Origin of the sequence: Shewanella colwelliana ATCC 39565 (assembly GCF_000518705.1) — a bacterium.
Classification (GTDB): Bacteria; Pseudomonadota; Gammaproteobacteria; order Enterobacterales; family Shewanellaceae; genus Shewanella; species Shewanella colwelliana.
This window is the reverse complement of sequence record NZ_KI912481.1, coordinates 24,069-44,729: the sequence shown is the minus strand read 5'-3', so window position 1 is coordinate 44,729 and position 20,661 is coordinate 24,069. Positions and strand designations below refer to the sequence as shown.

Annotated in this window: 17 protein-coding genes, 1 tRNA gene and 1 pseudogene; 3 read left to right on the top strand and 16 right to left on the bottom strand. The window is 45.4% G+C overall.

What is annotated here, in order from left to right:
- Nucleotides 1-9: 9 nt before the first annotated feature.
- The 11 genes from L876_RS0119355 to L876_RS0119305 all read right to left on the bottom strand — a co-directional run bounded on the left by L876_RS0119355 (nucleotide 10) and on the right by L876_RS0119305 (nucleotide 14,031).
- Nucleotides 10-876, bottom strand: coding sequence for a hypothetical protein (locus L876_RS0119355; protein ID WP_051413199.1), 867 nt, complete (start codon nucleotides 874-876; stop codon nucleotides 10-12).
- Between the two features lie 443 nt (nucleotides 877-1,319).
- Complete coding sequence (locus tag L876_RS0119350) at nucleotides 1,320-4,601, bottom strand: S41 family peptidase (RefSeq protein WP_028765306.1); 3,282 nt, start codon at nucleotides 4,599-4,601, stop codon at nucleotides 1,320-1,322.
- Between the two features lie 238 nt (nucleotides 4,602-4,839).
- Nucleotides 4,840-5,553, bottom strand: a complete 714-nt coding sequence (locus L876_RS0119345) for a hypothetical protein (protein ID WP_028765305.1) — start codon at nucleotides 5,551-5,553, stop codon at nucleotides 4,840-4,842.
- Nucleotides 5,543-6,100, bottom strand: a complete 558-nt coding sequence (locus L876_RS0119340; protein ID WP_081730754.1) for a sigma-70 family RNA polymerase sigma factor — start codon at nucleotides 6,098-6,100, stop codon at nucleotides 5,543-5,545. Before L876_RS0119340 ends, L876_RS0119345 begins: the two co-directional genes overlap by 11 nt.
- Nucleotides 6,101-6,272: 172 nt before the next feature.
- Entirely contained in the window at nucleotides 6,273-6,596 is a 324-nt protein-coding gene (locus L876_RS0119335) for a hypothetical protein (RefSeq protein ID WP_028765303.1), read from the bottom strand.
- Between the two features lie 228 nt (nucleotides 6,597-6,824).
- Nucleotides 6,825-7,334: a 5-(carboxyamino)imidazole ribonucleotide mutase gene (purE, locus tag L876_RS0119330; protein WP_028765302.1), complete on the bottom strand. Its 510-nt coding sequence runs from the start codon at nucleotides 7,332-7,334 to the stop codon at nucleotides 6,825-6,827.
- A 491-nt stretch (nucleotides 7,335-7,825) separates the two neighbouring features.
- Nucleotides 7,826-8,446: a transglycosylase SLT domain-containing protein gene (locus tag L876_RS0119325; RefSeq protein WP_175427314.1), complete on the bottom strand. Its 621-nt coding sequence runs from the start codon at nucleotides 8,444-8,446 to the stop codon at nucleotides 7,826-7,828.
- Between the two features lie 87 nt (nucleotides 8,447-8,533).
- Nucleotides 8,534-8,968, bottom strand: coding sequence for a hypothetical protein (locus tag L876_RS0119320; protein ID WP_028765300.1), 435 nt, complete (start codon nucleotides 8,966-8,968; stop codon nucleotides 8,534-8,536).
- Nucleotides 8,965-10,557 (bottom strand): glutamate--cysteine ligase, encoded by a 1,593-nt coding sequence (gene gshA / locus L876_RS22145; protein ID WP_037429350.1) that lies wholly within the window; start codon nucleotides 10,555-10,557, stop codon nucleotides 8,965-8,967. The genes L876_RS0119320 and gshA overlap by 4 nt, the downstream gene beginning before the upstream one ends.
- A gap of 182 nt (nucleotides 10,558-10,739) precedes the next feature.
- Nucleotides 10,740-13,574, bottom strand: coding sequence for a M16 family metallopeptidase (locus L876_RS0119310; protein WP_028765299.1), 2,835 nt, complete (start codon nucleotides 13,572-13,574; stop codon nucleotides 10,740-10,742).
- A gap of 34 nt (nucleotides 13,575-13,608) precedes the next feature.
- Entirely contained in the window at nucleotides 13,609-14,031 is a 423-nt protein-coding gene (locus L876_RS0119305) for a YqaA family protein (RefSeq protein ID WP_028765298.1), read from the bottom strand.
- 254 nt (nucleotides 14,032-14,285) lie between these two features.
- On the opposite strand from L876_RS0119305, the gene L876_RS0119300 reads away from it, so the two are divergent.
- The 3 genes from L876_RS0119300 to L876_RS0119290 all read left to right on the top strand — a co-directional run bounded on the left by L876_RS0119300 (nucleotide 14,286) and on the right by L876_RS0119290 (nucleotide 16,286).
- Entirely contained in the window at nucleotides 14,286-15,536 is a 1,251-nt protein-coding gene (locus L876_RS0119300) for a dicarboxylate/amino acid:cation symporter (protein ID WP_028765297.1), read from the top strand.
- Between the two features lie 137 nt (nucleotides 15,537-15,673).
- A complete protein-coding gene (locus tag L876_RS23095) occupies nucleotides 15,674-15,859 on the top strand; it encodes a hypothetical protein (protein WP_037429348.1) in 186 nt (61 codons plus the stop codon).
- An 88-nt stretch (nucleotides 15,860-15,947) separates the two neighbouring features.
- Nucleotides 15,948-16,286: a PBPRA1643 family SWIM/SEC-C metal-binding motif protein gene (locus L876_RS0119290; protein WP_028765296.1), complete on the top strand. Its 339-nt coding sequence runs from the start codon at nucleotides 15,948-15,950 to the stop codon at nucleotides 16,284-16,286.
- 45 nt (nucleotides 16,287-16,331) lie between these two features.
- Here the strand turns inward: L876_RS0119290 and L876_RS0119285 are convergent, their stop codons facing one another.
- The 5 genes and pseudogenes from L876_RS0119285 to L876_RS0119265 form a co-directional block, all read right to left on the bottom strand.
- Nucleotides 16,332-16,517, bottom strand: a complete 186-nt coding sequence (locus L876_RS0119285; protein ID WP_028765295.1) for a hypothetical protein — start codon at nucleotides 16,515-16,517, stop codon at nucleotides 16,332-16,334.
- 234 nt (nucleotides 16,518-16,751) lie between these two features.
- A pseudogene (locus L876_RS22135) lies at nucleotides 16,752-17,883 on the bottom strand (sodium ion-translocating decarboxylase subunit beta).
- Between the two features lie 8 nt (nucleotides 17,884-17,891).
- On the bottom strand, nucleotides 17,892-19,688 hold the full coding sequence (gene oadA / locus L876_RS0119275) for a sodium-extruding oxaloacetate decarboxylase subunit alpha (RefSeq protein ID WP_028765294.1): 1,797 nt from the start codon (nucleotides 19,686-19,688) through the stop codon (nucleotides 17,892-17,894).
- 17 nt (nucleotides 19,689-19,705) lie between these two features.
- Entirely contained in the window at nucleotides 19,706-19,957 is a 252-nt protein-coding gene (locus L876_RS0119270) for an OadG family protein (protein WP_028765293.1), read from the bottom strand.
- A 611-nt stretch (nucleotides 19,958-20,568) separates the two neighbouring features.
- Nucleotides 20,569-20,660: transfer RNA gene (locus tag L876_RS0119265), tRNA-Ser, on the bottom strand.
- Nucleotide 20,661: the final 1 nt, after the last annotated feature.

The following is a 20,661-nucleotide window of genomic DNA, read 5'->3' as shown; positions in this document are numbered from 1 at the left end:
ACGCGGCAATTAAAAATGATAAGCCAGTGTCAGCATTGGTCCTTTAAAGCCGTAGTAGATATCAAGTGATGAATAGTCCCTCTGCACTTCGACATCGATATCATAATATTTATATGATAAATCGACAGCAAAACTGTCTGTCATCTCGTAGCTAACCCCACCACTAAAATCAACCAGCTGACCTTTGACCTCGTCCACTTTGATATAAAAGTATTGAATGTGTCCTGACACACGCCAATTGGGTGCAAATTTATAGCTGGCCAACAACCCAATATCAGGCAGTGGTGCAGTAACCTCTGTGAGAACCACATTATCAGGGTCCACTTCAACGACCCTACACTCATCATCAAGACACGCACCGAACTCCCCTTCAAATGAGAGTTTCATCCACATCACATGCAAGCCGATGGTGGCGATAAGATCAAAATTATCATCACTGTAAAAGTCATACCCATAACCAATACGCGCAATATCGACATTAAAAATCGTCGTCAAATCCGCCCCAGCCTTTACCTGATAAGTTTCTCCAGTATCAACGTCCTCAAACTCATACGGCACTGTTATTTTTGTATTGTTGGCATTACGATGAAGTCGCTTCCAATCGAAATAGAGGCCATGGTTTTCATTAAACCAGTACGACATCTCCAAAAAAGGTAAAAACTCATTTTCAACGAGCTGTAAATCAGTTTCGAAATCTAAGGTAAATTCCTCACCATTCGACGGGTTTGTTACCTCCATCCCTGAATCTGATGTAGAGTAAAATCCCCCTACCGCCAGCTTAAAACCCTCTTCCGTTGCTGCGGTAATTGGACTCAATGTCATTGTAATCAGTCCAAAGACTATAGGCGCCACACTTTTTACCCATGGTTTAAACATACTTTCTCTCCATATTCCTTTGAAACGAAAATGATGTCAGTGCTACTCGCACCTATATCAGTGGGACGTAAAAGTAGCAACGAGCCCACTGAGTGCTAGCCTAAAATCTCGCTTTGCTGCAGTGAATGTTAACAATATTAAATAACGATGAGCTTGATTCATCCTTTTGCCTACAGAGCTTTGAATTCTCGCTGCATGCTCAAACACTCAATGCAATTAATAGAACATTTATTAAGCGTATAAACAGATCGACAGATTGCATAGGCGATAGTAAAAAAGTTAACAATCAAAGGTCAATACGCTGAGGGATTAGTGATTGATTCACTAAAAAAGGAATCATTACGTTGAAAAAATGATAGCGCTTAGCGAAGTGAAAAACGGGAGTTATTGGCCTGGGAACTGCTTGGCCAATAACCCCCTAAAAGGGTGAAGCTTATTGCGAATTACTTAATATCTTGTGCCATTCCTTTTGGCGCCATTGGTAGCGCCTGTAAAGGCTCTACACTCTGCTGAGTCAACTTCTCTTGCAGATAGTCCACAGCAGCATTCAACTGAGCATCAACGCCGTTAAACGTTGCGAGAGGCAGATTGTCGACCTCTATATCAGGACTAATCCCACGCCCTTCAACAATCCAACGCCCGTCCATTGCATACTGAGGGTATTCTGCCACTCGAGCCATACCTTTGTCGGTTAACGAGTTACGCCCCGATAACCAAACACCAGCCCCAGCGGTTTGCTTACCAATCAATGGGGCAACTCCTAAGGCTTTTATCCCAGCAGAAAAGGTTTCACCATCTGAGTATGTCAATTGGTCAGTCAAGACCACTAAGTGGCCTCTAAACGCTTGCTGCATATTGCTGCTAGGCGTTCCCTGAGTTGGCTGCCAGAACATCCATGCTCGACGTAATAGTTTCTCAATAATCCAACTATCGATATTGCCACCACGGTTACGACGCACGTCGATGATTAAGCCCTTTTTATCGATATTGGCATAAAACTCTCGAGCAAAGCTGGCAATGTCTCCCGACCCCATGGCATACAGGTGCAGGTAACCAATATCACCTTTGCTGTCATCTGTGACCTTGTTAACATTATGATTAACCCAGTCTAAATAGCGTAACTTGGCGTCGGTTCTATTATTCACTGGTAAGACAACGGTTTTAACCATTTTATTATCACGTTTTAGCGTGAGTAAAACCTGTTTGTTACTCTGATTACGAAGAGACTTAGCCACATCCGCTACACTGTTAACCGGCTTACCATTGACTGCGCTGATGATATCGTCAACCTTCGCATTCACATTAACCCGCGCTAACGGAGAGGCATAGCTTGGTAACTCGGCATCGGCCTGATAAATATGTGCAATACGCACACCATTATCGGTTTGCACTAATCTTGCCCCTAAATTAGCCCCTTTAGGCATATCAGCATCAACGGGCAGATCACCACCACGGACTTGGGAGTGTAACGAGTCGAGCTCCCCCATCATCTGCTTAAAAATATCATTGAGTTCATGGCGGTCCGTCAATCGGTCAAGCAAGGGTTGATACTTGGTCCGTGTAGCCTGCCAATCAAGGCCACGCATGTTCTTATCAAAGAATGAGTCGCGATGCATTAACCATGCATCTTCGAAAATCTGTTGCCACTCTAACTGAGGAGATATGACCAATTGCCATTGCTGCGTCTGCACTTTTGCTAAGCTAACATCTTTAGGCAATACCTCTCCTGCATCGACAATAAGTAGATTATTGCCACCGTCGCTTTGACGACGAAGCATCAACTTACTGTTATCGGCAGATAAGGAAAAACGGGCTATATCATCAGCAAAGGTTTCAACTTTAGGCGCAAGCGCATCAAACTTGATCCACTTGAGCGAAGGCGCACTGGCAGGAGCTATCGAACGGTCCAACACATACAGCCCTTTATCCGTCACCTTAAGTGATTGGTAATTTCCAGCACCAACAGGCACTTGCCATAAGCGCTCGCTAAGGCCTTTCCAAGTCACCTTGGTCTGTTTAGTGCTGTCCTCATCTTTATCCAGCGTCACCGCACTTGTTAACTCATTAGGTTTATCGAAGGGAAAAATAGCATCGGGAGTCAGTGCTAACGCAAAAATTTCTCCGCGTTTGTCAAACACAGGGCCCATATTGCGATCACCCCAAGGCGATGAAGGTGTCGCTGTAAACGCGCGGTTAGACAAGAAGTATAGCCATTGGCCATCGTCGCTAAATGCGGGCGAAAATGACTCATATTTATCGCTGGTTAATGCTTGGGCCTTATTACCCTTTATTGAATAGAGCACCACTTGAGGACGAAGTTTGCCCTGTTCACTCTTAGTTAAGGCGATAAAGCGGCTGTCGTTAGACCACACCACGTCAGCATATGGTCCTAAACCCTCACCATTAATAATAATTTTGCGATTCTTACCTTTGTTCAGATCAAGCAGCCACACATTGCCGTCGTAATCATCATGAGCCAGATACCGTCCATCGGGTGAAAGGTGCAGGCCCATGCGTAACGTTTTACCGTCATCGGTTAGCTGTTTAGCCTCGTCAGTGCCGTTGGCAGCATACCGCCAAATCTCCTGCTCACCAGAGGCATCACTGATCGCATAAATCCATTGACCATCTGGACTCATTATCGCGTCTCTCACCCGATAATCACCCGCTAAGCTAACCTCCACGAGTCGAGAACCATCGGTGCCCGCAATAGCGACGTGGCTGCGCGCGGTAATAATCGCCTTGTCACCCGCAGGTGATAAGTTAGCAGATGTTGCATATTTCATCGGCTGATTGACCCAATGCTCACGGCGCTGAGAAAAATCAGAGGTCAGTTGCAGGTCGAGCAGTTGTGTTGTATCCGCAGCAATATCATAAAGCTTAATATCCGCGCCTTGCTGAAATACGATACGACCATTATCTAAACGCGCACCACGCACCTGCCAATCACTAAATTGCGTATGCTGACGCAAAGCTTGACCATCAAGGGTCATAGACCAAATGTTGTCGCTACCGCTTTCGTCGCTAATAAAGTAAAGGCGCCCCTGCCACAACATGGGCTGTCGAACTGAGCCTAGGTGCTGAGTCGATAGTTGAGTTGCTTCGGTTTGGCTCGCTATTTTATAGCGCCATAACTCACCTTTAGCACCACCGCGATAAACCTTTGCGTTATCACCAGTGGTTTGTAAACCAAAGCGGGTAAAATAAAGATACTCTCCCGCGTCATCAATAACGCCTTCAATAGCATCGGCCAGCGGTAAATCTTGAGTGCGTAAACTAACTGGGTCGACACTACGTAGCACCCAATAGTTAGCAGGACCAAATGCATTGTCGGTGGCATAGAGCACTTGCCCATCGGACGTCCACCCCTGCACGCGCACGCGGCTATTTTCAAAACTGACCCGTTTGGCGACACCACCATTAATCGGCATTACATACACTTCACTCGCGCCTTCGTAATTGGCGACGTATGCCAACCATTGACCATCTTTTGAGATAGTCGCGCCAAGCTCTTCGGCGGGTAATGTGGTCAAGCGACGCGCATGAGTATCGCTTAGCCCTTGGGTCCACAAATCTCCTTCAGCAGTAAACACCAAGGTGTCTCCACTTAGGGCTGGAGAGCGATAGTATCCCTGATTTTCAAGAGGTTGGGCAGATAAGGCGAAAGGTGAATTAACTGTGCCCAGTGCAAGTATGCAACAGGCAAACGCATGGCGAAGTTTCATGTGCAGCTCATCTATTTGTTATTGAATTCTTTTTCTGAGGGCAACAAGGTAGCAAACTTTTATTAAATCCACAGTAATTTATCGCCAAAGAAGTATTAGCAAATGTGTACAGCTACACTCGATGACTTTATCGCGCTCTACGTGAAGCGTTCATCACATAGAGAGGCGATAGAAGCTTTTTAGGTTAACAACGCATGGCCGATGTTACAGCAAGTTATTTGTCACTGACTCACTGCAGCTACTTATGCTGGGCTATCGCCTTAAGTAGCTTTGACCATTGTAAATGCTGAGGATGCTGCACATGATTAAGCTGGGGGCGCTCTTCAGCCATCTTCTGCGACAGTATTATCGCCTCAGACCACTGTTGAGAGGACACTAATTGCGACAAGTGATTAACCGCCTGCAGATCGGAAATAATCGCTTTATTCTGGGAGTTATTCTCAGCTAATACTGGGTCATCGCTTTTCATCATCTCGATGGTTGCAGACCTATGATGGTCATCAACACCGTTAGCCATTGAGGCCTGCTTAGCATTTGGACCAGATGTTGACTCAACAATAACGGGCATATCGACACTCAAATCAGCATTGCCTGACTGCTCAGACTGCCCAGCACTGCGCATCATCGCGGGCTCATCTTGTTGCATCAACAGCGGCGCACTTTGTGGCATCGCCGCATCGTCGCTGAGCAACTCATCGTGTATCTCGGGATTAACCAGCAGTAATGTGACCACCAGCATCACTGATGCCGCTGAAGAGATAGGCCAGCGGTACTGCCGCCAAAAATCGGCCCGAGGCTTAACCACATTATCTTTATTATGGTTTGCTATCGCGGCCTTTGCCTGAGCAATGACTTTATCGTCAAGCTGTTCACTCGGTTGCTCTGTCGCTTGCAATCGATACCAAGTGTGTAATTGGCTATCCACAGATTCTGTATTTAGGTTATCTTTCATCATTCTGCTCCTGCCATTTCTCGCTTACGCACTCTCTTAGGGCTTGGTTTGCGTATCGAATGCGACTCTTGGTTGCTTCAAGGCCCACTCCCGCGATCTCCGCAATGACAGCAGCCGTAAAGCCCATTTCTATATTAAGTAAGAAAGCCTCTTTCTGTACTTGAGGTAACAAGACAATGCAGCGCTTGAGCAAACTGGCTTTAAGCTGCTCTTCCGCATCGGCATAAGGCGAATGCTTATCGCTAGGCAATAAACCATCACTATCTTGCTCCTCAGTAAACAGCTCACTAAAGTTGTCTACAGGCTTTAGCGCCCGAACATGATCAACTAACAGATTATGGGCAATTCGATAGAGCCATGTGGTAAATTTAGCTTGGCTTTGATAACTCGTAGCAGCTTTAATCACCCGCCCCCATGTTTCTTGATACAGATCTTCCGCCAACGTTTTATCGCCAATCTGACGCACAAAATACCGATAAAGTGGCCCTTTATGTTTTAGATATAGTTGTTCAAATGCACTGTGATCGCCTTGCGCGTACTGATGCATTAACGTCTGGTCAATATCATCAACCACTTCAATTTCAGATACCTTAGTCACGCTAGGCTCCCTGCTTTGCCATCATCTCTATGATGGAGCAAAGTCTGCACCCCGTGACAGGATTTGTCTATGGCTTACAAGACCTATACAGGTAAAATCCAAAATATAATATCGCTGCCACTCACCAAGTGTCGTTTTTCAATTCGCCCATTACTTGTGGTTTCGGCTCTGGTTGTGGCGGCCAAGGTTTGTCTATGGGTTTAGTCAAATTATGCATCCCTTTATGCCAAACAGGCACTGGCGTCACTTCAAGTCTTTCCTGCTTTACGACTTTAGGTATCATTGGCACGGGGTCTGGGATGGTCTCTCTAGTTTGCGACAGCGAACTCATTTCAATTACTGTTCCACAAGCACTAACCTCAGCAACCGACATAATGGACAGCATTAACAGAGCACTTAAACGCCCTCTGGATGCGATAAAGCTAGCAAGCTCGATATAAGGCATTGTCTTACTCCAACCTCCCTAAAACGCAGCGCAACACGTCTGTTAACCGTGCTGTAAGTTGACCAAACATTAGGTTCCTTACCACATTTTCTATCGGGAATCGTATTTAAAGATATAGATACTAACGGAGTAGGCTCGTAAAAGGGTTATAACAATCAGTATAAATTTAGGTCACAAAAAAGCCGCAAGGTGTCACTTGCGGCTTTCACATTGAGATTGGGTTAACGCTTATGCGTTCGCCAGTTTTTCTTGTAACTTGGCATCTTTCGCTTGAACGGCTTCGGCAGACTTGGCACGCTCTTCTTTAACCGCAATAGCTAATGCATCATCGCCAACAGCTAGCATTTGCGCCGCAAGGTAACCCGCGTTTTTCGCACCAGCGCTGCCAATAGCCACTGTTGCAACAGGTACACCGCCAGGCATCATTACTGTAGAGAGTAAGGCATCGTGACCTTGTAATGGACCACAATCCACTGGAACACCAATAACAGGACGAGTAGTGATACCAGCAACCGCACCAGCAAGGTGAGCGGCAAGTCCCGCTGCACAGATAAAGACTTTACAACCACGCGCTTCAGCATCTGTCACATAAGCATGCGTCGCTGCAGGTGTGCGATGCGCTGAGGTCACTTTAGCTTCGAACTGAATACCAAAGGTCTTTAGTATATCTAAGGTGCCTTGCATAGTAGGCAAGTCAGAGTCCGATCCCATTAATACAGCAACAAATGGCTTAGTCATCTTTTATCCTTTATTTGTAGGGTAGAGCTATTATTTTGCGCGCATTATAGTCATTTTTGCGCCTATAAAACAGTGAAAAATTGATGTTAGCGGTGAGTAGTGGCCTAAGTTTGCCAAAACCTAGCCATTCAAGAGAATATACCAACTCATATTGTTTGCCATAGCGAACAGCTATATCTCAATATCAAACGAGAATATTATTTAAGTCAATTTAAATGATCACTCAACTCTGCTTTTGTTGCTGAGCATTTTGAGCGAATCACCTTAAATTCGATGCGCTTCGCCACTCAATTGCGAAACCGATACCGCTGGTTGGCAGATGCTAGCCCTGAATCGCTGCAGCTCTGTGATACAACTGATATTATTACAGGTTAGCAGCTCTAGATACTCAAATACCTTTCCAATTAGCGCAAATACATCAGCAACATACCCAGCAAGAAAGACATTAGCCAAAAAAAACCTCGATACTATCGAGGTTTTTAATGATGGGCTTAACCAAAGAAGAGACGCCATAACCATGATGAGTCGAGATCTTCTTGGCAACTGCGATACTGCGCCGCGTAGCGTTTCGAGCGCGCATCGACCTTATCGGCAACTTTAATCAACCAAGCTTTTTGATTGTAGGTCTTACGTTTATAGCCGCCCCAGCCTTCGTGATAATTCAAATACTGGTTGCGGGCATCCCACTTTGATACCCCGTTGATTTTATGTGTTTTATAGATAAACCACCCCATAAAATCCATTGCATCATCAAAGTCACTGCGACTCGACCATGAGTTGCCAGTTTCTTTGACATAATCATCCCAAGTCATGGTTTTTGCTTGCGCATAGCCATAGGCATCGCTGGCTCGTCCTATTGGGATGAAGCCTAAAAAGTATTCCATCGGCGGCGCCGCATTGTGTTTAAACGAGCTTTCTTGATACATCATGGCTAACGGAACGTGCACAGGCACGCCCCACTTTTCACGAGTCTTCACTGCGGCCTTGTACCAATCGCGATTCTCTTGGTAGATGGCACACAAATTCTCAGGGTTTTGAGGTGGAGCTGTCGCGCAGCCTGTCAGTAAAAGTGCCAGCACTCCTGCAATGACTGCCATGAAAGTTTTAATCATCAATAATACCGAATAAAGCCCATAAACGAACTGATAGTGTCACATTGATAGCAATCATAATCAATTGCACAGTTGTTAATAGTTAAGTTAATCAATACCTTCAGATGGGATTAGTTCGCACTCATGTTGCTCTTGCGACCAAACAACCGGTTGCCAATAATCACTGCTCAAGCCACGATAGACCTTATCTTGATTGAATTGCGCACCGATGTGGTAACGCTGGTTTGACTTAACATCTATCGTTAAGGTTTTAGGTGCGCGCGCAGCCAGTTTAACCTTTAAACGAGGCGAATCTATTAGCTCTGCAACCGTAAACTGATATCGCCCAGGGGCAAGTTCGTAGTTTGGTCTTGAGATCACAGGGACACCATCGAGATGAGTCACCACGACACGATAGAAGCCCTCATCCATATTGGGCGCTAGATAGCCAGATACCATTCCGCACTGATTTTGCGTATCTGGTATTGATGAACAGCCCGATACAAGGGCTAAACACCAAATGACTAACGCCGCGATTCTCATCCAACCTGCTCAACTAAATCTAACTTTGGCGCAAAGTAATCAACCAGATAGTCTTCAAAACTTACCTTTTCATTTGACTCCAATTGCGCCTGAGCCGCTAACGATGATGCGGCAGCCTGCTGGTATGCTTGTTCTTGCTGCGTGCTCAGAGGGTAATCCATCAACTGCTGGTAATAAGTCTGTGCCAGATCTTTTACCCAATAACTATGGTCAATTTGGCTCTCGAGCAATTGATTCAAAATACGTCCAGAGAAGGTCTTTGCAGGATCGTCTACCGCAGCTTGCCACTGAGCAATCGCCTGCTTATATTGGCCATTTTCATCACCATCTAGCATAGTCGCTAAGCTATTTAACTCGGCAAATAAGCTATTTAACCAGGTCGCCATTAACTGGGGTTCACCGTGTTGCTGTAACATCAATCCAGGCTTACGCCCTTCAATGATAACCGTATTCAGGTTGTGACTAATCTCTTGTTCATCAGCCTCACTAGTATTCGGCGACGGGCTAAGCAGGCAATGCAGTAGAAACAGGTCAAGAAAACGAACTTGGTCCGCATCGATACCTACAGGGCTAAACGGATTAACATCTAGTGCTCTGACTTCAATATATTCAACCCCTGCACGGGCTAAAGCTTCAGAGGGTTTTTCACCGCTCACTCCAACACGCTTGGCCCGAATAGGTGAATAAAATTCATTCTCGATTTGTAAAACGTTAGCGTTCAGCTGTCGATATTCGCCGTCAACTTTAACGCCGATCGCTTCGAAATGTGCCGACGGCATCTCTATCGCCGCTTTTATCCCCTCAAGGTATTCACCGAGTGAGTTGTAACTGATGTGCAGTCTTTCCTGTTCTTTATTGGTATAACCCAGATCACTCATTCGCAACGATGTCGCATAGGGTAGATATAGTGTGCCTTTGCCCAGCTTTTCGAAGGCCAGATCAGTTTGTTGATCCTTAATAAAAGAACCACACAAGGCAGGTGATGCACCAAATAGATAAGGGAGTACCCACACTAAACGGCGATAATTGCGGATAAGCCCAAAATAAGACTCTGAAATAAAGTCACAACGACTTAATGACTTATCACTCTGTTGATATAAACGATCCCACAACTGCTCTGATACTGAGAAATTAAAATGTACACCAGAAATAATTTGCATCTGCGCACCATAGCGATAGGTTAACCCTTTACGATATAGACGCTTAAGCTGCCCCACATTGGACTCGCCATAATCAGCAATAGGAATATCAGCCAGATCACCGACATAACAAGGCATGCTAACAGGCCACAACCGCTGCTCACCAATATTGCGAACCGTGAATGCATGGGTCTGAGTGAGATCGGTCAACAAGGTATCGATATTTTCATGCACTGGCGTAATAAACTCGAGTAACGACTCACTGTAATCGGTCGTTATCCGCGAATGGGTCAATGCAGAGCCAAGGCTTTTAGGATGTTTATCGGTAGCCAAGTGCCCCGATGCTTCAATACGCAGCGCTTCTCTTTCGATACCACGTTGCATACCTTTTAATGCACTTCGCCCCTGCTCGTCATCGAGTTGGCCAATCACTTCGTTGAAAGATTTCAATATCTTTGTCTCTTATTACGTCATTATGATGCTTTGCAGGACAGACCTGAAAAAAGCGTAAATGATTTCAACATCACCACAAAATAGCCGTTGAGCTAGATGATAGGCAAGGGAAATAAAAATAAAGCGGTGAGCCTAAAATGGTTTCACCGCGATCCTTATATTGGGTCAAGTCTCACCGATTACAACTCTAATACGGTAACCGGATAGCCCAAGGCCTTAATATTTTTTTCAATCTTAGCTCTATCGCCCACGATAAGCACTATCATCTCATCAAGTTTTAGCTCAGAACTGGCTAACTTGTTCAATGTCTCTTTTGAGATGGTATTAATGATCTGTGCTTGAGTTTGGGTAAAGTCTGCATCTAACCCAAAACGTTGGATACGTCGCATAAAGCCCGCTTTTTGATAAGGTGTTTCGTAATCGAGCGCCTGCCCCTGAGAGATAGAGTTTCTCATAAACATCAGCTCTTTCTCAGTCATGCCTGATGCTTGATACCCATTAATCTCATTGGCAAACTCTACCATAGCTTCGGCGGTCACATCGGTGCGCACGCTCGCTGACGCTTCAAATAGCCCCTCTTCACTGCCACCAGAAAAATAGCTTCTTGCGCCGTAGGTGTAACCTTTGTCTTCACGAAGGTTGAGGTTAATTCGGCTATTGAACGCACCACCAAGCGGGTAGTTCATCAAGTAAGATTTGAAGTAATCACCAGTCGCATCATAAGGCATTGCGCGTTTACCGATTTTAATCACCGACTGCGCGGCCCCAGGCTTATCCAACAGATATACATGCCCACCCGCCAGCGCTGGCAATGGCTTCATTGCAGGGAGCTTACTGCTGTCTCCCTGCCACGTCGCAAAACCTGCAAGCTTGTTCATCAATTTATCTTTATTTAAATCCCCAACCACGACCATCTGCGCATTGCCTGCACGATATTGCACTTGATAGAAAGCCCTAACATCCTCAAGCGTTAACGCAGCAACACTCGCCATAGTGCCTTGGCTGCTGACCCCTAACGGCGTGTCTGCGCCAAAAAGCAGTGCATCAAATGTACTGTCTGCAATGTAGTTAGGATCAGACTGCATATGTTGTAAACTTTGCAGATGTTGCTGCTTGATTCGCTCAAAGTCTGCAGCCTTAAAGCCTGGTTCAAAGAGCTTTTCATTGACGATAGCCAATGTCTCATCTAGATGAGAGGTCAACGTAGAGACCTTGATGTAGCTTTGATAAGTACTCGCACCAAAGCTGACCGAACTACCCAACATCTCGAGTGCTTGCGCCAGCTCCTCAGTCGTTCTCTTTTGGCTTGACTCATTTAATAACGATGCAGTGAGGTTGGCTAAGCCCGCCTGTTTAATATCAACGAGACGATGACCGCCATTAAGGTAGATAACGAGTTCAACGGTCGGGGTTTCTTCGCTGGTCGTCCCCATAACAGGTATGCCATTTTGCAAGTTACCCGTCCACAATACTGGTGCGGTGATCACTGGTGCTTGTTGCGCTACGGGCATGACACTGCGATCAAAGGAGGAACTTGCCAAAGCGATGGCATTGACACCTGAAACAGCTTCATCAGCCACCTTTGGGGCTGGCGCAATAAAGTTATCAGCATGAGCAATAAGTTGCTTTTGCCCCTCTGGAACAACACTCATCACTACCATTGGCTTGCCTTTAATATAGGTATTAAAAACACGCATGACATCAGCCTTCGTCACTCCTGCATAGCGTTTTAAATCAAACGCGATTCGGTCTGGATCACCAAAGAAAGTTTGATTAAGTGCCAAGGTCGACACTTTTCCTTTGACGCTCTGCAGACCAAAAATAGTACTGGCTTCAAATTGAACTTTTACTTTCTGTAGATCCGCATCGGTGACGCCACGTTCCTCAAACTCCGCAATAGACTCTTTAACGCGCTGCTCAATATCGCTTAGCTGACCACCACGTGCAGGGTTCGCTAACGCATAAATAGAAAACTGACAGGCCAACTCTTGACAAGGGTGACTCACCCCCGCTTGCACGGCATAGCCATCTTTGACTAGATTTTTATAGACAAGCGACGTCGGCCCACCACCTATGATATTGGCGAGTAGATCCAAAGCCGCCTCATCTTCATGACTCGCGTAAACCATTGGAAATGCAATGCGCAGCAAAGGTAAATGCACCCGATCTTCCATCGAAATATAACGTGTTGCATCTAAAGTCACTAACTCCTTTGTTTCACCCGTGACTTCTGGGCCGCGAGGGATCTCGCCGAAATACTTATTGATCCATGCCAACGCTTGCACTTCATCAAAGTCGCCGCCGATAGTTAGCGTCGCATTATTAGGGCCATACCAGCGTTGAAAGAAATGCTTCACATCATCCACATTCGCGCGATCTAAATCCGCAGGCCATCCGATAACAGGCCATGAATATTGATGTCCGGCAGGGTAAAATGCCTGATTAAAGCGCTCGTTCATGCGGCCGTAGGGTTGATTATCAATCCGTTGTGCACGTTCATTTTTAACGGTTTCACGCTGCACTTCAAATTTTTCTTCAGTCAGCGCTGGCAAAAAATAACCCATACGATCAGATTCTAACCAGAGCATTTTTTCAAGCTGATTACTCGGCACGGTCTCAAAATAGTTAGTGCGATCAGTGTTGGTGGTGCCATTGAGTGTGCCACCTGCTTCGGTTACCGTCTTGAAATGCTGTTCATCACCAACATGTTCTGACCCCTGAAACATCATGTGTTCGAACAGGTGAGCAAAACCTGAACGTCCCGGCAGTTCTCTTGCCGAGCCCACATGGTATGTCACATCAACATGCACTAAAGGATCTGAGCTGTCTTGATGCAGCACCACAGTTAACCCATTAGCCAACATATATTTTTTATAAGGAATTCCAACTGCAGAGTCGGCGACAGTCACCGTTTCCAATAGGGTCACCCCTTGTGGTAAAGCAGTTGGTGACTGAGACGCAGAACAGGCCGTTAACGCTGCAGAAATTGCTGCAGCTAATATCCATTTTTTCATTAATTATAACTCCATACATTAAGCAAATCATTGCTTACAACCAATGTAACGCCATTGCTGCGATCAGCAGATAGCGCAATCCTTTTCCTATAAAAATCATCACTGTTGACTTAATCACAGGTAGTTTAACCCAACCTGCAAGCAAACAGAGAAGGTCACCAATGACTGGTGCCCACGCGAGCAGTAAACTCCAGCAGCCATAGCGCTGCACTAGTGCGATACTGTGTCGATACCGTCCAGTACTGAGCGCTTCAGGTGTCTTCGCGAATCGGCCAGCATAGCCCAAATAATAGCTGGTGATAGAACCCAATGTATTGCCGACTGTCGCGGCAATAACCAATGCCAGCCACGTATCTGTCGAATCATTGATCAAGGCGGCAAGTAAAACTTCTGATCCACCCGGCAACAAAGTCGCAGCAACAAATGCACCACTAAACATCAACCATAACGCGCTCATAATGGCTTACCTAATGAAAATTCGTAATTTTTTATGATCAATTTCAACGGTCTACGCCTTGTTACTCAAAGGTTAACTTTTAAAGTTATTAAAACAATCTTTTTAATGACAATAAGTTATAACAAATTAGGTTTGTTATGCAAGTCATGCTCTCTATAGAATGGACGGCTAAAAAGGTGTAGGTTGATAAGCTTTCATAGCTCATGCTAAAACACCCACGATTAAAACAACAAAATAAATTTGGAATTTATCCCATGTGGCAAACAATTAAACAGATCCCATTTTGGAAGAAAGTATTAGCTGGTTTTATTTTAGGGGTCGGCCTTGGAATCGTACTTGGTGAACAGGCAACCATGCTTAAGCCATTAGGCGACCTATTTATTTCGGCAATCAAGATGTTGGTTGCACCACTCATTTTCTGTGCCATTGTCGTCAGTATTACCAGCCTTGGCAATGACGTGAGTTTAAAGCGTCTTAGCTTCAAAACATTAGCCATGTTTATGTTTACCGGCACCCTAGCCTCACTAATTGGCCTAACCGTTGGTAGCCTTATCGATATGGGGGGCAGCTTAGAGCTTGCCACCAGCGAGGTGCGTGAACGTAATATCCCAGGCTTTGCACAAGTCCTGCTGGATATGATCCCAGTCAATCCATTTGCGTCACTTGCTGAGGGCAAAGTATTACAGATCATCGTCTTTGCGGCCCTTGTAGGCATAGCGATTAATCAGATAGGTGAAAAAGCTGAGCCGCTAAAACGCACTATCGAAGCGGGCGCAGAAGTGATGTTTCAATTAACCCGTATGGTGCTACAACTTACACCTATTGGTGTATTCGGCTTAATGGCTTGGGTTGTTGGTGAGTACGGTATTTCGACACTGTTACCATTAGGTAAGTTCATTGCAGCAATCTATATTGCAGCCCTTATCCATATCTTGTTTGTTTACGGTGGTTTGATTAAATTCGCAGCAAAACTTAGCCCGGTTCAGTTTTTCCGTAAAGCCATGCCTGCTCAATTGGTGGCCTTTACTACCGCATCAAGTTTCGGCACATTACCTGCCAGCACTCGCTGCACCGAATCCATGGGTGTATCAAAACGCTATGCTGCATTTGTCTTGCCATTAGGCGCGACCATGAACATGGATGGTTGTGGCGGTATTTACCCAGCTATTGCGGCCATATTTATTGCACAAATTTACGCTATTCCTCTGGATATGACCGACTATATGCTGATTGCCGTCACCGCCACAGTGGCTTCGGTGGGCACAGCTGGCGTACCTGGTAGCGCTATGGTGATGTTATCAGTCACCTTGGGTGTGGTTGGCTTACCGCTAGAAGGGATCGCCTTTATTGCTGCCATTGACCGCGTCATCGATATGATAAGAACGGCAACTAACGTCACAGGTGACATGATGACCGCTGTCGTTGTTGGGAAGTCTGAAGGTCAATTAGATGAGGTTCAGTTTAACGCGCAAGAGGATGAGGTTGTCTCTCAAACCACGAGCTAGCAGTTAGCCCTACTCCTCACAAAAATTTAAAAAGCCGCGCATGCGGCTTTTTGTCTGTAATGGTCTGTTCAAATTGAGATAAATAGCAAAATTCATATTATACTTGCGCAAACAACGTGCAAAACTTTGAGGGTACTATGACACGGATTTTCCTTTTGCCTATTTTACTTTGTCTTTTTTGGACAATGTTCCTGTTCCTGAATGGCGTGCCACTAAAGCAGGGTAGAAAAGGGTTTATCTACATCATAGCCATCAGCGCTACCGTAATTGCATCGCTTGGATTTTTGCTTTGGATCACCGCTGGACAAAACCTGCGTAGCTAAGTCTGTATCTTCTACTAGCACCATTTTAAAGTTCTGGTAAGATAGCGCCCCTTTTCATCCGCCCTTAGGGCAATGCTCTGGACTCAAAATGTCTGACAAATTCTTTTTCAAGGGCCGAAAAACCCCCAAGCCAAAACATGAAAGTTATGGCTACAACACAAAGCGCGCAGCTAAACCAGGCAGCGAGGCCTTTCCGTTAGCCATTATCGTCAATAACGAAGCAAGATATACGGAAATTAAGGCGTTAGCTGATGAGCATCAGCTCGTTGCTGACATCGAAATCAAGCCTGAAGCGGTTGAAGATATTAGTGCCTTGATGGGGATTTTAAATAAACCTCAAACCACAACGGTAGAGAAAAAACCACAGCGTAATGATCCCTGCATTTGTGGCAGCGGCAAAAAATACAAAAAATGTTGTGGTTCATAGCCAGGCATACAGCAGTGATAAGCGTTTGCTATCACTGCTGTGTCATCACATTTGATCAGAGATAATGCTAAGGTGAGCTTCAAGTTCAGCTTCGGTTTTAGGTAACGAATCCAGCTCAAACGTTAATGGGCTGCCACCGTTTAACATGAAAACTGAACGCTCGCCGTGATCATAGTGAAACCATTTGCCATTCACACACAAATCGGTATAGCAGTTAGGTTGTAATTCCATCATCGTCATCCTCATTCAGTTCAAATAATCCCAATACTTGTGAGATACATCACCGTTATCAGACTACAGATCAGATAGAGACTTGTTGATCTACATCAACTGATTAAGAATTAGCTTGATTAAGAAAAGTTCGATATAGACTATATCATCGTTGAAACAATTAGTTAGCCAAATATAAAAATGACCTGCTGAGTAGCAGGCCATTATGTGTTTAATCAGGTAAACCTCAAGAGATCAGCCTAGTACCGCCAACAATACCCCTGCTGCAACTGCCGAACCCAATACTCCCGCAACATTAGGCCCCATCGCATGCATCAACAAGAAGTTTTGTTGGTTAGACTCCAGCCCGACCTTGTTAACCACCCTCGCAGCCATCGGCACAGCGGAGACCCCAGCAGCACCAATCAATGGGTTAATCTTACCGCCAGATAACTTACTCATTAGCTTGGCCATTAATACACCGGTAGCAGTACCAATACCAAATGCGACAGCCCCCAACACCAAAATCCCTAAGGTTTCCAATTGCAGAAACTTATCAGCAGAAAGCTTTGAGCCTACCGCCAAACCAAGGAAAATAGTCACTATGTTGATCAGCTCATTTTGAGCAGTGCTGGATAGCCTATCAACTACCCCTGATTCGCGCATCAAGTTACCTAAACAGAACATCCCAACTAATGGCGTTGCAGCAGGAAGAAACAGTATCGTTAATCCCAACACCATCAAAGGAAAAAAGATCTTCTCCTTCTTACTAACCTCTCTGAGCTGTTCCATCTTGATTTGGCGCTCGCTCTCAGTGGTTAGCAGCTTCATAATCGGTGGCTGGATAATCGGTACTAGCGCCATATATGAATAAGCAGCTACCGCAATAGCCCCCAGCAGCTCTGGAGCCAATTTAGACGCCAAAAAGATTGCCGTTGGTCCATCTGCACCACCAATAATGGCAATGGCCGCAGCATCTTGCATAGTGAACTCAAACCCTGGAACCGCATTTAACGCTATCGCACCAATCAAGGTGGCGAAAATACCAAATTGGGCAGCAGCACCTAGCAGTAACATCTTTGGATTAGCGATTAATGCTCCAAAGTCTGTTAGTGCCCCGACCCCCCATAAAGATAAGGAGTGGAAAAACGCCAGTTTCAATTCCGACGTGATAAGCAAAATAGAGTAAGCCCCCTTCATCGGTAAAACCACCGTTAGGGATGTTTGCTAACACGGCACCAAAACCTATGGGCAGCAGCAGCAGGGGCTCAAACCCACGAACGATGGCCAGATAGAGTAACAAACCGCCCACCGCCATCATCAGTAGTTGTCCACCAGTAAAGTTGGCGATCCCCGACTCGGCCCAAAAAGCTAATAAACCTTCCATACTAGCTCCTAAGCTATGGCAAGTAGTTGATTGCCTACGGCAACAGAGTCACCCTCTTTAACCCAAACCTCACTGATAACACCATCAGACTCGGCGCGGATCTCTGTCTCCATTTTCATCGCTTCTAGAATGATCACGACATCACCAGCTTTAACTGCGTCGCCAGCTCGAACATTCACTTTAAAAATGTTACCCGAAAGCGGTGCATTCATTGCAGCTTTTATCGCCCCCGTTGGTGCCGATACTGGCGCGGTAAACGGCACCACATTCTCGCTAGCCACCACTTGAGTAATATCACCACCTGGGGAGACTTCGACCACAAAACTCTGCCCTTGGACATTAACGGTATAGGTTTCTGGCCCACCATTTGTCGCGGTACTGACTTGCGCGGTTGCAGTGGTATTGCTTGCAGATGGCGCTTCAGGTTTAGGCTCAAATGCATCGGGATTATTACGATTCTTGAGAAACTTAAGTCCGATTTGTGGGAACAACGCATAGGTTAAAACGTCATCATCAAGATCTGATGCTAATGTTATTTCCTCTTCCTTTGCCTTAGCGGTTAACTCTGCACGTAACTTATCCAGTTCAGCGTCAAGTAAATCTGCTGGGCGACAAACGATAGCCTCAGCGCCATCAAGCACACGAGCTTGCAGCGCTTTATTGACAGGTGCAGGAGTAGCACCGTACTCGCCCTTCAGCACACCTTCGGTCTCTTTGGTCATCGACTTGTAACGCTCACCCGTTAAGACGTTAATTACCGCCTGGGTACCCACAATTTGTGACGTTGGGGTAACTAATGGTAAAAAGCCGAGATCTTCACGCACTTTAGGGATCTCTTCGAGAACAAGATCTAGCTTGTCTGCCGCACCTTGTTCACGAAGTTGGTTTTCCATATTAGTCAACATACCACCAGGTACCTGCGCGCGAAGAATACGCGAATCGATACCTTTTAGCTCTCCTTCGAAAGCGGCGTACTTCTTGCGCACCTCTCTAAAATAGGCTGCAATCTCTTCAAGCAGCGCCATATCATAGCCTGTAGCCCGCTCTGTATCCTCAACCATCGCCACAAGCGTCTCTGTAGCACTATGGCCATAAGTCTGACTCATTGATGAGATGGCTGTATCTAACACATCAATGCCCGCTTCTATCGCCTTTTGATAGGTTGCTGTACTTAACCCAGTGGTCGCATGACACTGCATAGATACGATTAGGTTGGTTTGTGACTTAAGTTGACTAATTAAGTCGAATGCATCAAATGGCTTAAGCAAACCAGCCATATCTTTGATACACAATGAGTGACACCCCATATCCTCAAGGCGCTTAGCCATATCCACCCAAGTGTCGAGGGTGTGCACCGGGCTAGTTGTATAAGAGATAGTCCCTTGGGCATGTCCACCAACATCGACAACCGCCTTCACCGCTGTCTCAAGGTTGCGCACGTCGTTCATGGCATCAAAAATACGGAAGACATCCACGCCATTGCTGTGGGCGCGTTCAACAAAACGGTGCACTAAATCATCAGCGTAGTGACGATAACCTAATAAGTTTTGACCACGTAGTAACATCTGTTGTGGCGTATTAGGCATCACCTTCTTCAACTCACGAATACGTTCCCATGGATCTTCGCCTAAATAGCGGATACAAGAGTCAAATGTTGCGCCGCCCCAAGATTCCAGTGACCAAAAGCCTACCTTATCCAATAATGGTGCGATAGGAAGCATATCTTCAGTACGAAGACGAGTCGCAAGAATAGACTGATGAGCATCTCGTAAGACAACGTCGGTTAATGCAAGTGGCTTGCTCATAATAACTCCCTACTTTTTTATTGTGCTTTAGCGCGGTGCTGATGAATTGCTGCGGTGATCACGGCAACCATTTTAGGATCGATGCCCTGCTTAACCTCTGCACCGTTCCGTGCCGTAGGCTTAGCATTTACATCATGTAGTTTAGGCCCAAACTTCCAAGCCACTAATTTAACGCCTAGGATTAAGGTAGAAAGAAATATGAAAACCAATCCCATCCCTAATATCATAATGCCAAGTGCATCGGTTACTTGTTGCGCAATCGAATCCATATCGTCCTCTTTGGTATAGCTGTTAGTCCCACCTCAATAGCGCAAAACGCATCTAGGCGTATTTATTCACTAAATAAGCAAAAAAAAATCACCTTATCAAGGTGATCTTTTGCTAGGACTTAGCTTGAATCTGTTCGACACCGAATAAACAATAACTAATCTATAACAAAAATGCCAACAGCTTGTAAATTGGTCTTACCAAAATTAATTAACAAAAAAGCCTGCAGATGAGAATTCCTTACATAAGGCGCCAATATAATGAGATATCCTCAAAATAATTACCATTTATGACAAAAAGTAAGATTCTCGCGGTAATATGAATGAAAATTGAATTCAGGAATATGAACAGACAATAGTCTAATGCAAAGGTATTCACTCAGCGTGGAGAGGCATAAGAAAACTGAAGACATTGCCATCCAAAGACTTAGCAACGCTTATGCAATTAGGCTTCATAGCCAAGAAAGCTGGGTTGTTAAACCACAGATGAGAATGGTTGATAGGGATAATTAGAAAACAACACATCTTAGTGTGTTTGTGTCTTAATCACCAAAATAGCCAACAAAAATAACAGGCATAAAAAAACCCGCAACTTTCGTTACGGGTTTTAATAATGGCGGAGAAGGAGGGATTCGAACCCTCGATGGGATTTAAAGCCCATACTCCCTTAGCAGGGGAGCGCCTTCGGCCACTCGGCCACCTCTCCG

Excerpts from the sequence above, each read along its gene's own strand:
- L876_RS0119355 (WP_051413199.1), bottom strand. The coding sequence starts at position 876 with ATGTTTAAACCATGGGTAAAAAGTGTGGCGCCTATAGTCTTTGGACTG.
- L876_RS0119350 (WP_028765306.1), bottom strand. The coding sequence starts at position 4,601 with ATGAAACTTCGCCATGCGTTTGCCTGTTGCATACTTGCACTGGGCACA.
- L876_RS0119345 (WP_028765305.1), bottom strand. The coding sequence starts at position 5,553 with ATGAAAGATAACCTAAATACAGAATCTGTGGATAGCCAATTACACACT.
- L876_RS0119340 (WP_081730754.1), bottom strand. The coding sequence starts at position 6,100 with ATGCATCAGTACGCGCAAGGCGATCACAGTGCATTTGAACAACTATAT.
- L876_RS0119335 (WP_028765303.1), bottom strand. The coding sequence starts at position 6,596 with ATGCCTTATATCGAGCTTGCTAGCTTTATCGCATCCAGAGGGCGTTTA.
- purE (WP_028765302.1), bottom strand. The coding sequence starts at position 7,334 with ATGACTAAGCCATTTGTTGCTGTATTAATGGGATCGGACTCTGACTTG.
- L876_RS0119325 (WP_175427314.1), bottom strand. The coding sequence starts at position 8,446 with ATGATTAAAACTTTCATGGCAGTCATTGCAGGAGTGCTGGCACTTTTA.
- L876_RS0119320 (WP_028765300.1), bottom strand. The coding sequence starts at position 8,968 with ATGAGAATCGCGGCGTTAGTCATTTGGTGTTTAGCCCTTGTATCGGGC.
- L876_RS0119310 (WP_028765299.1), bottom strand. The coding sequence starts at position 13,574 with ATGAAAAAATGGATATTAGCTGCAGCAATTTCTGCAGCGTTAACGGCC.
- L876_RS0119305 (WP_028765298.1), bottom strand. The coding sequence starts at position 14,031 with ATGAGCGCGTTATGGTTGATGTTTAGTGGTGCATTTGTTGCTGCGACT.
- L876_RS0119300 (WP_028765297.1), top strand. The coding sequence starts at position 14,286 with ATGTGGCAAACAATTAAACAGATCCCATTTTGGAAGAAAGTATTAGCT.
- L876_RS23095 (WP_037429348.1), top strand. The coding sequence starts at position 15,674 with ATGACACGGATTTTCCTTTTGCCTATTTTACTTTGTCTTTTTTGGACA.
- L876_RS0119290 (WP_028765296.1), top strand. The coding sequence starts at position 15,948 with ATGTCTGACAAATTCTTTTTCAAGGGCCGAAAAACCCCCAAGCCAAAA.
- L876_RS0119285 (WP_028765295.1), bottom strand. The coding sequence starts at position 16,517 with ATGGAATTACAACCTAACTGCTATACCGATTTGTGTGTGAATGGCAAA.
- oadA (WP_028765294.1), bottom strand. The coding sequence starts at position 19,688 with ATGAGCAAGCCACTTGCATTAACCGACGTTGTCTTACGAGATGCTCAT.
- L876_RS0119270 (WP_028765293.1), bottom strand. The coding sequence starts at position 19,957 with ATGGATTCGATTGCGCAACAAGTAACCGATGCACTTGGCATTATGATA.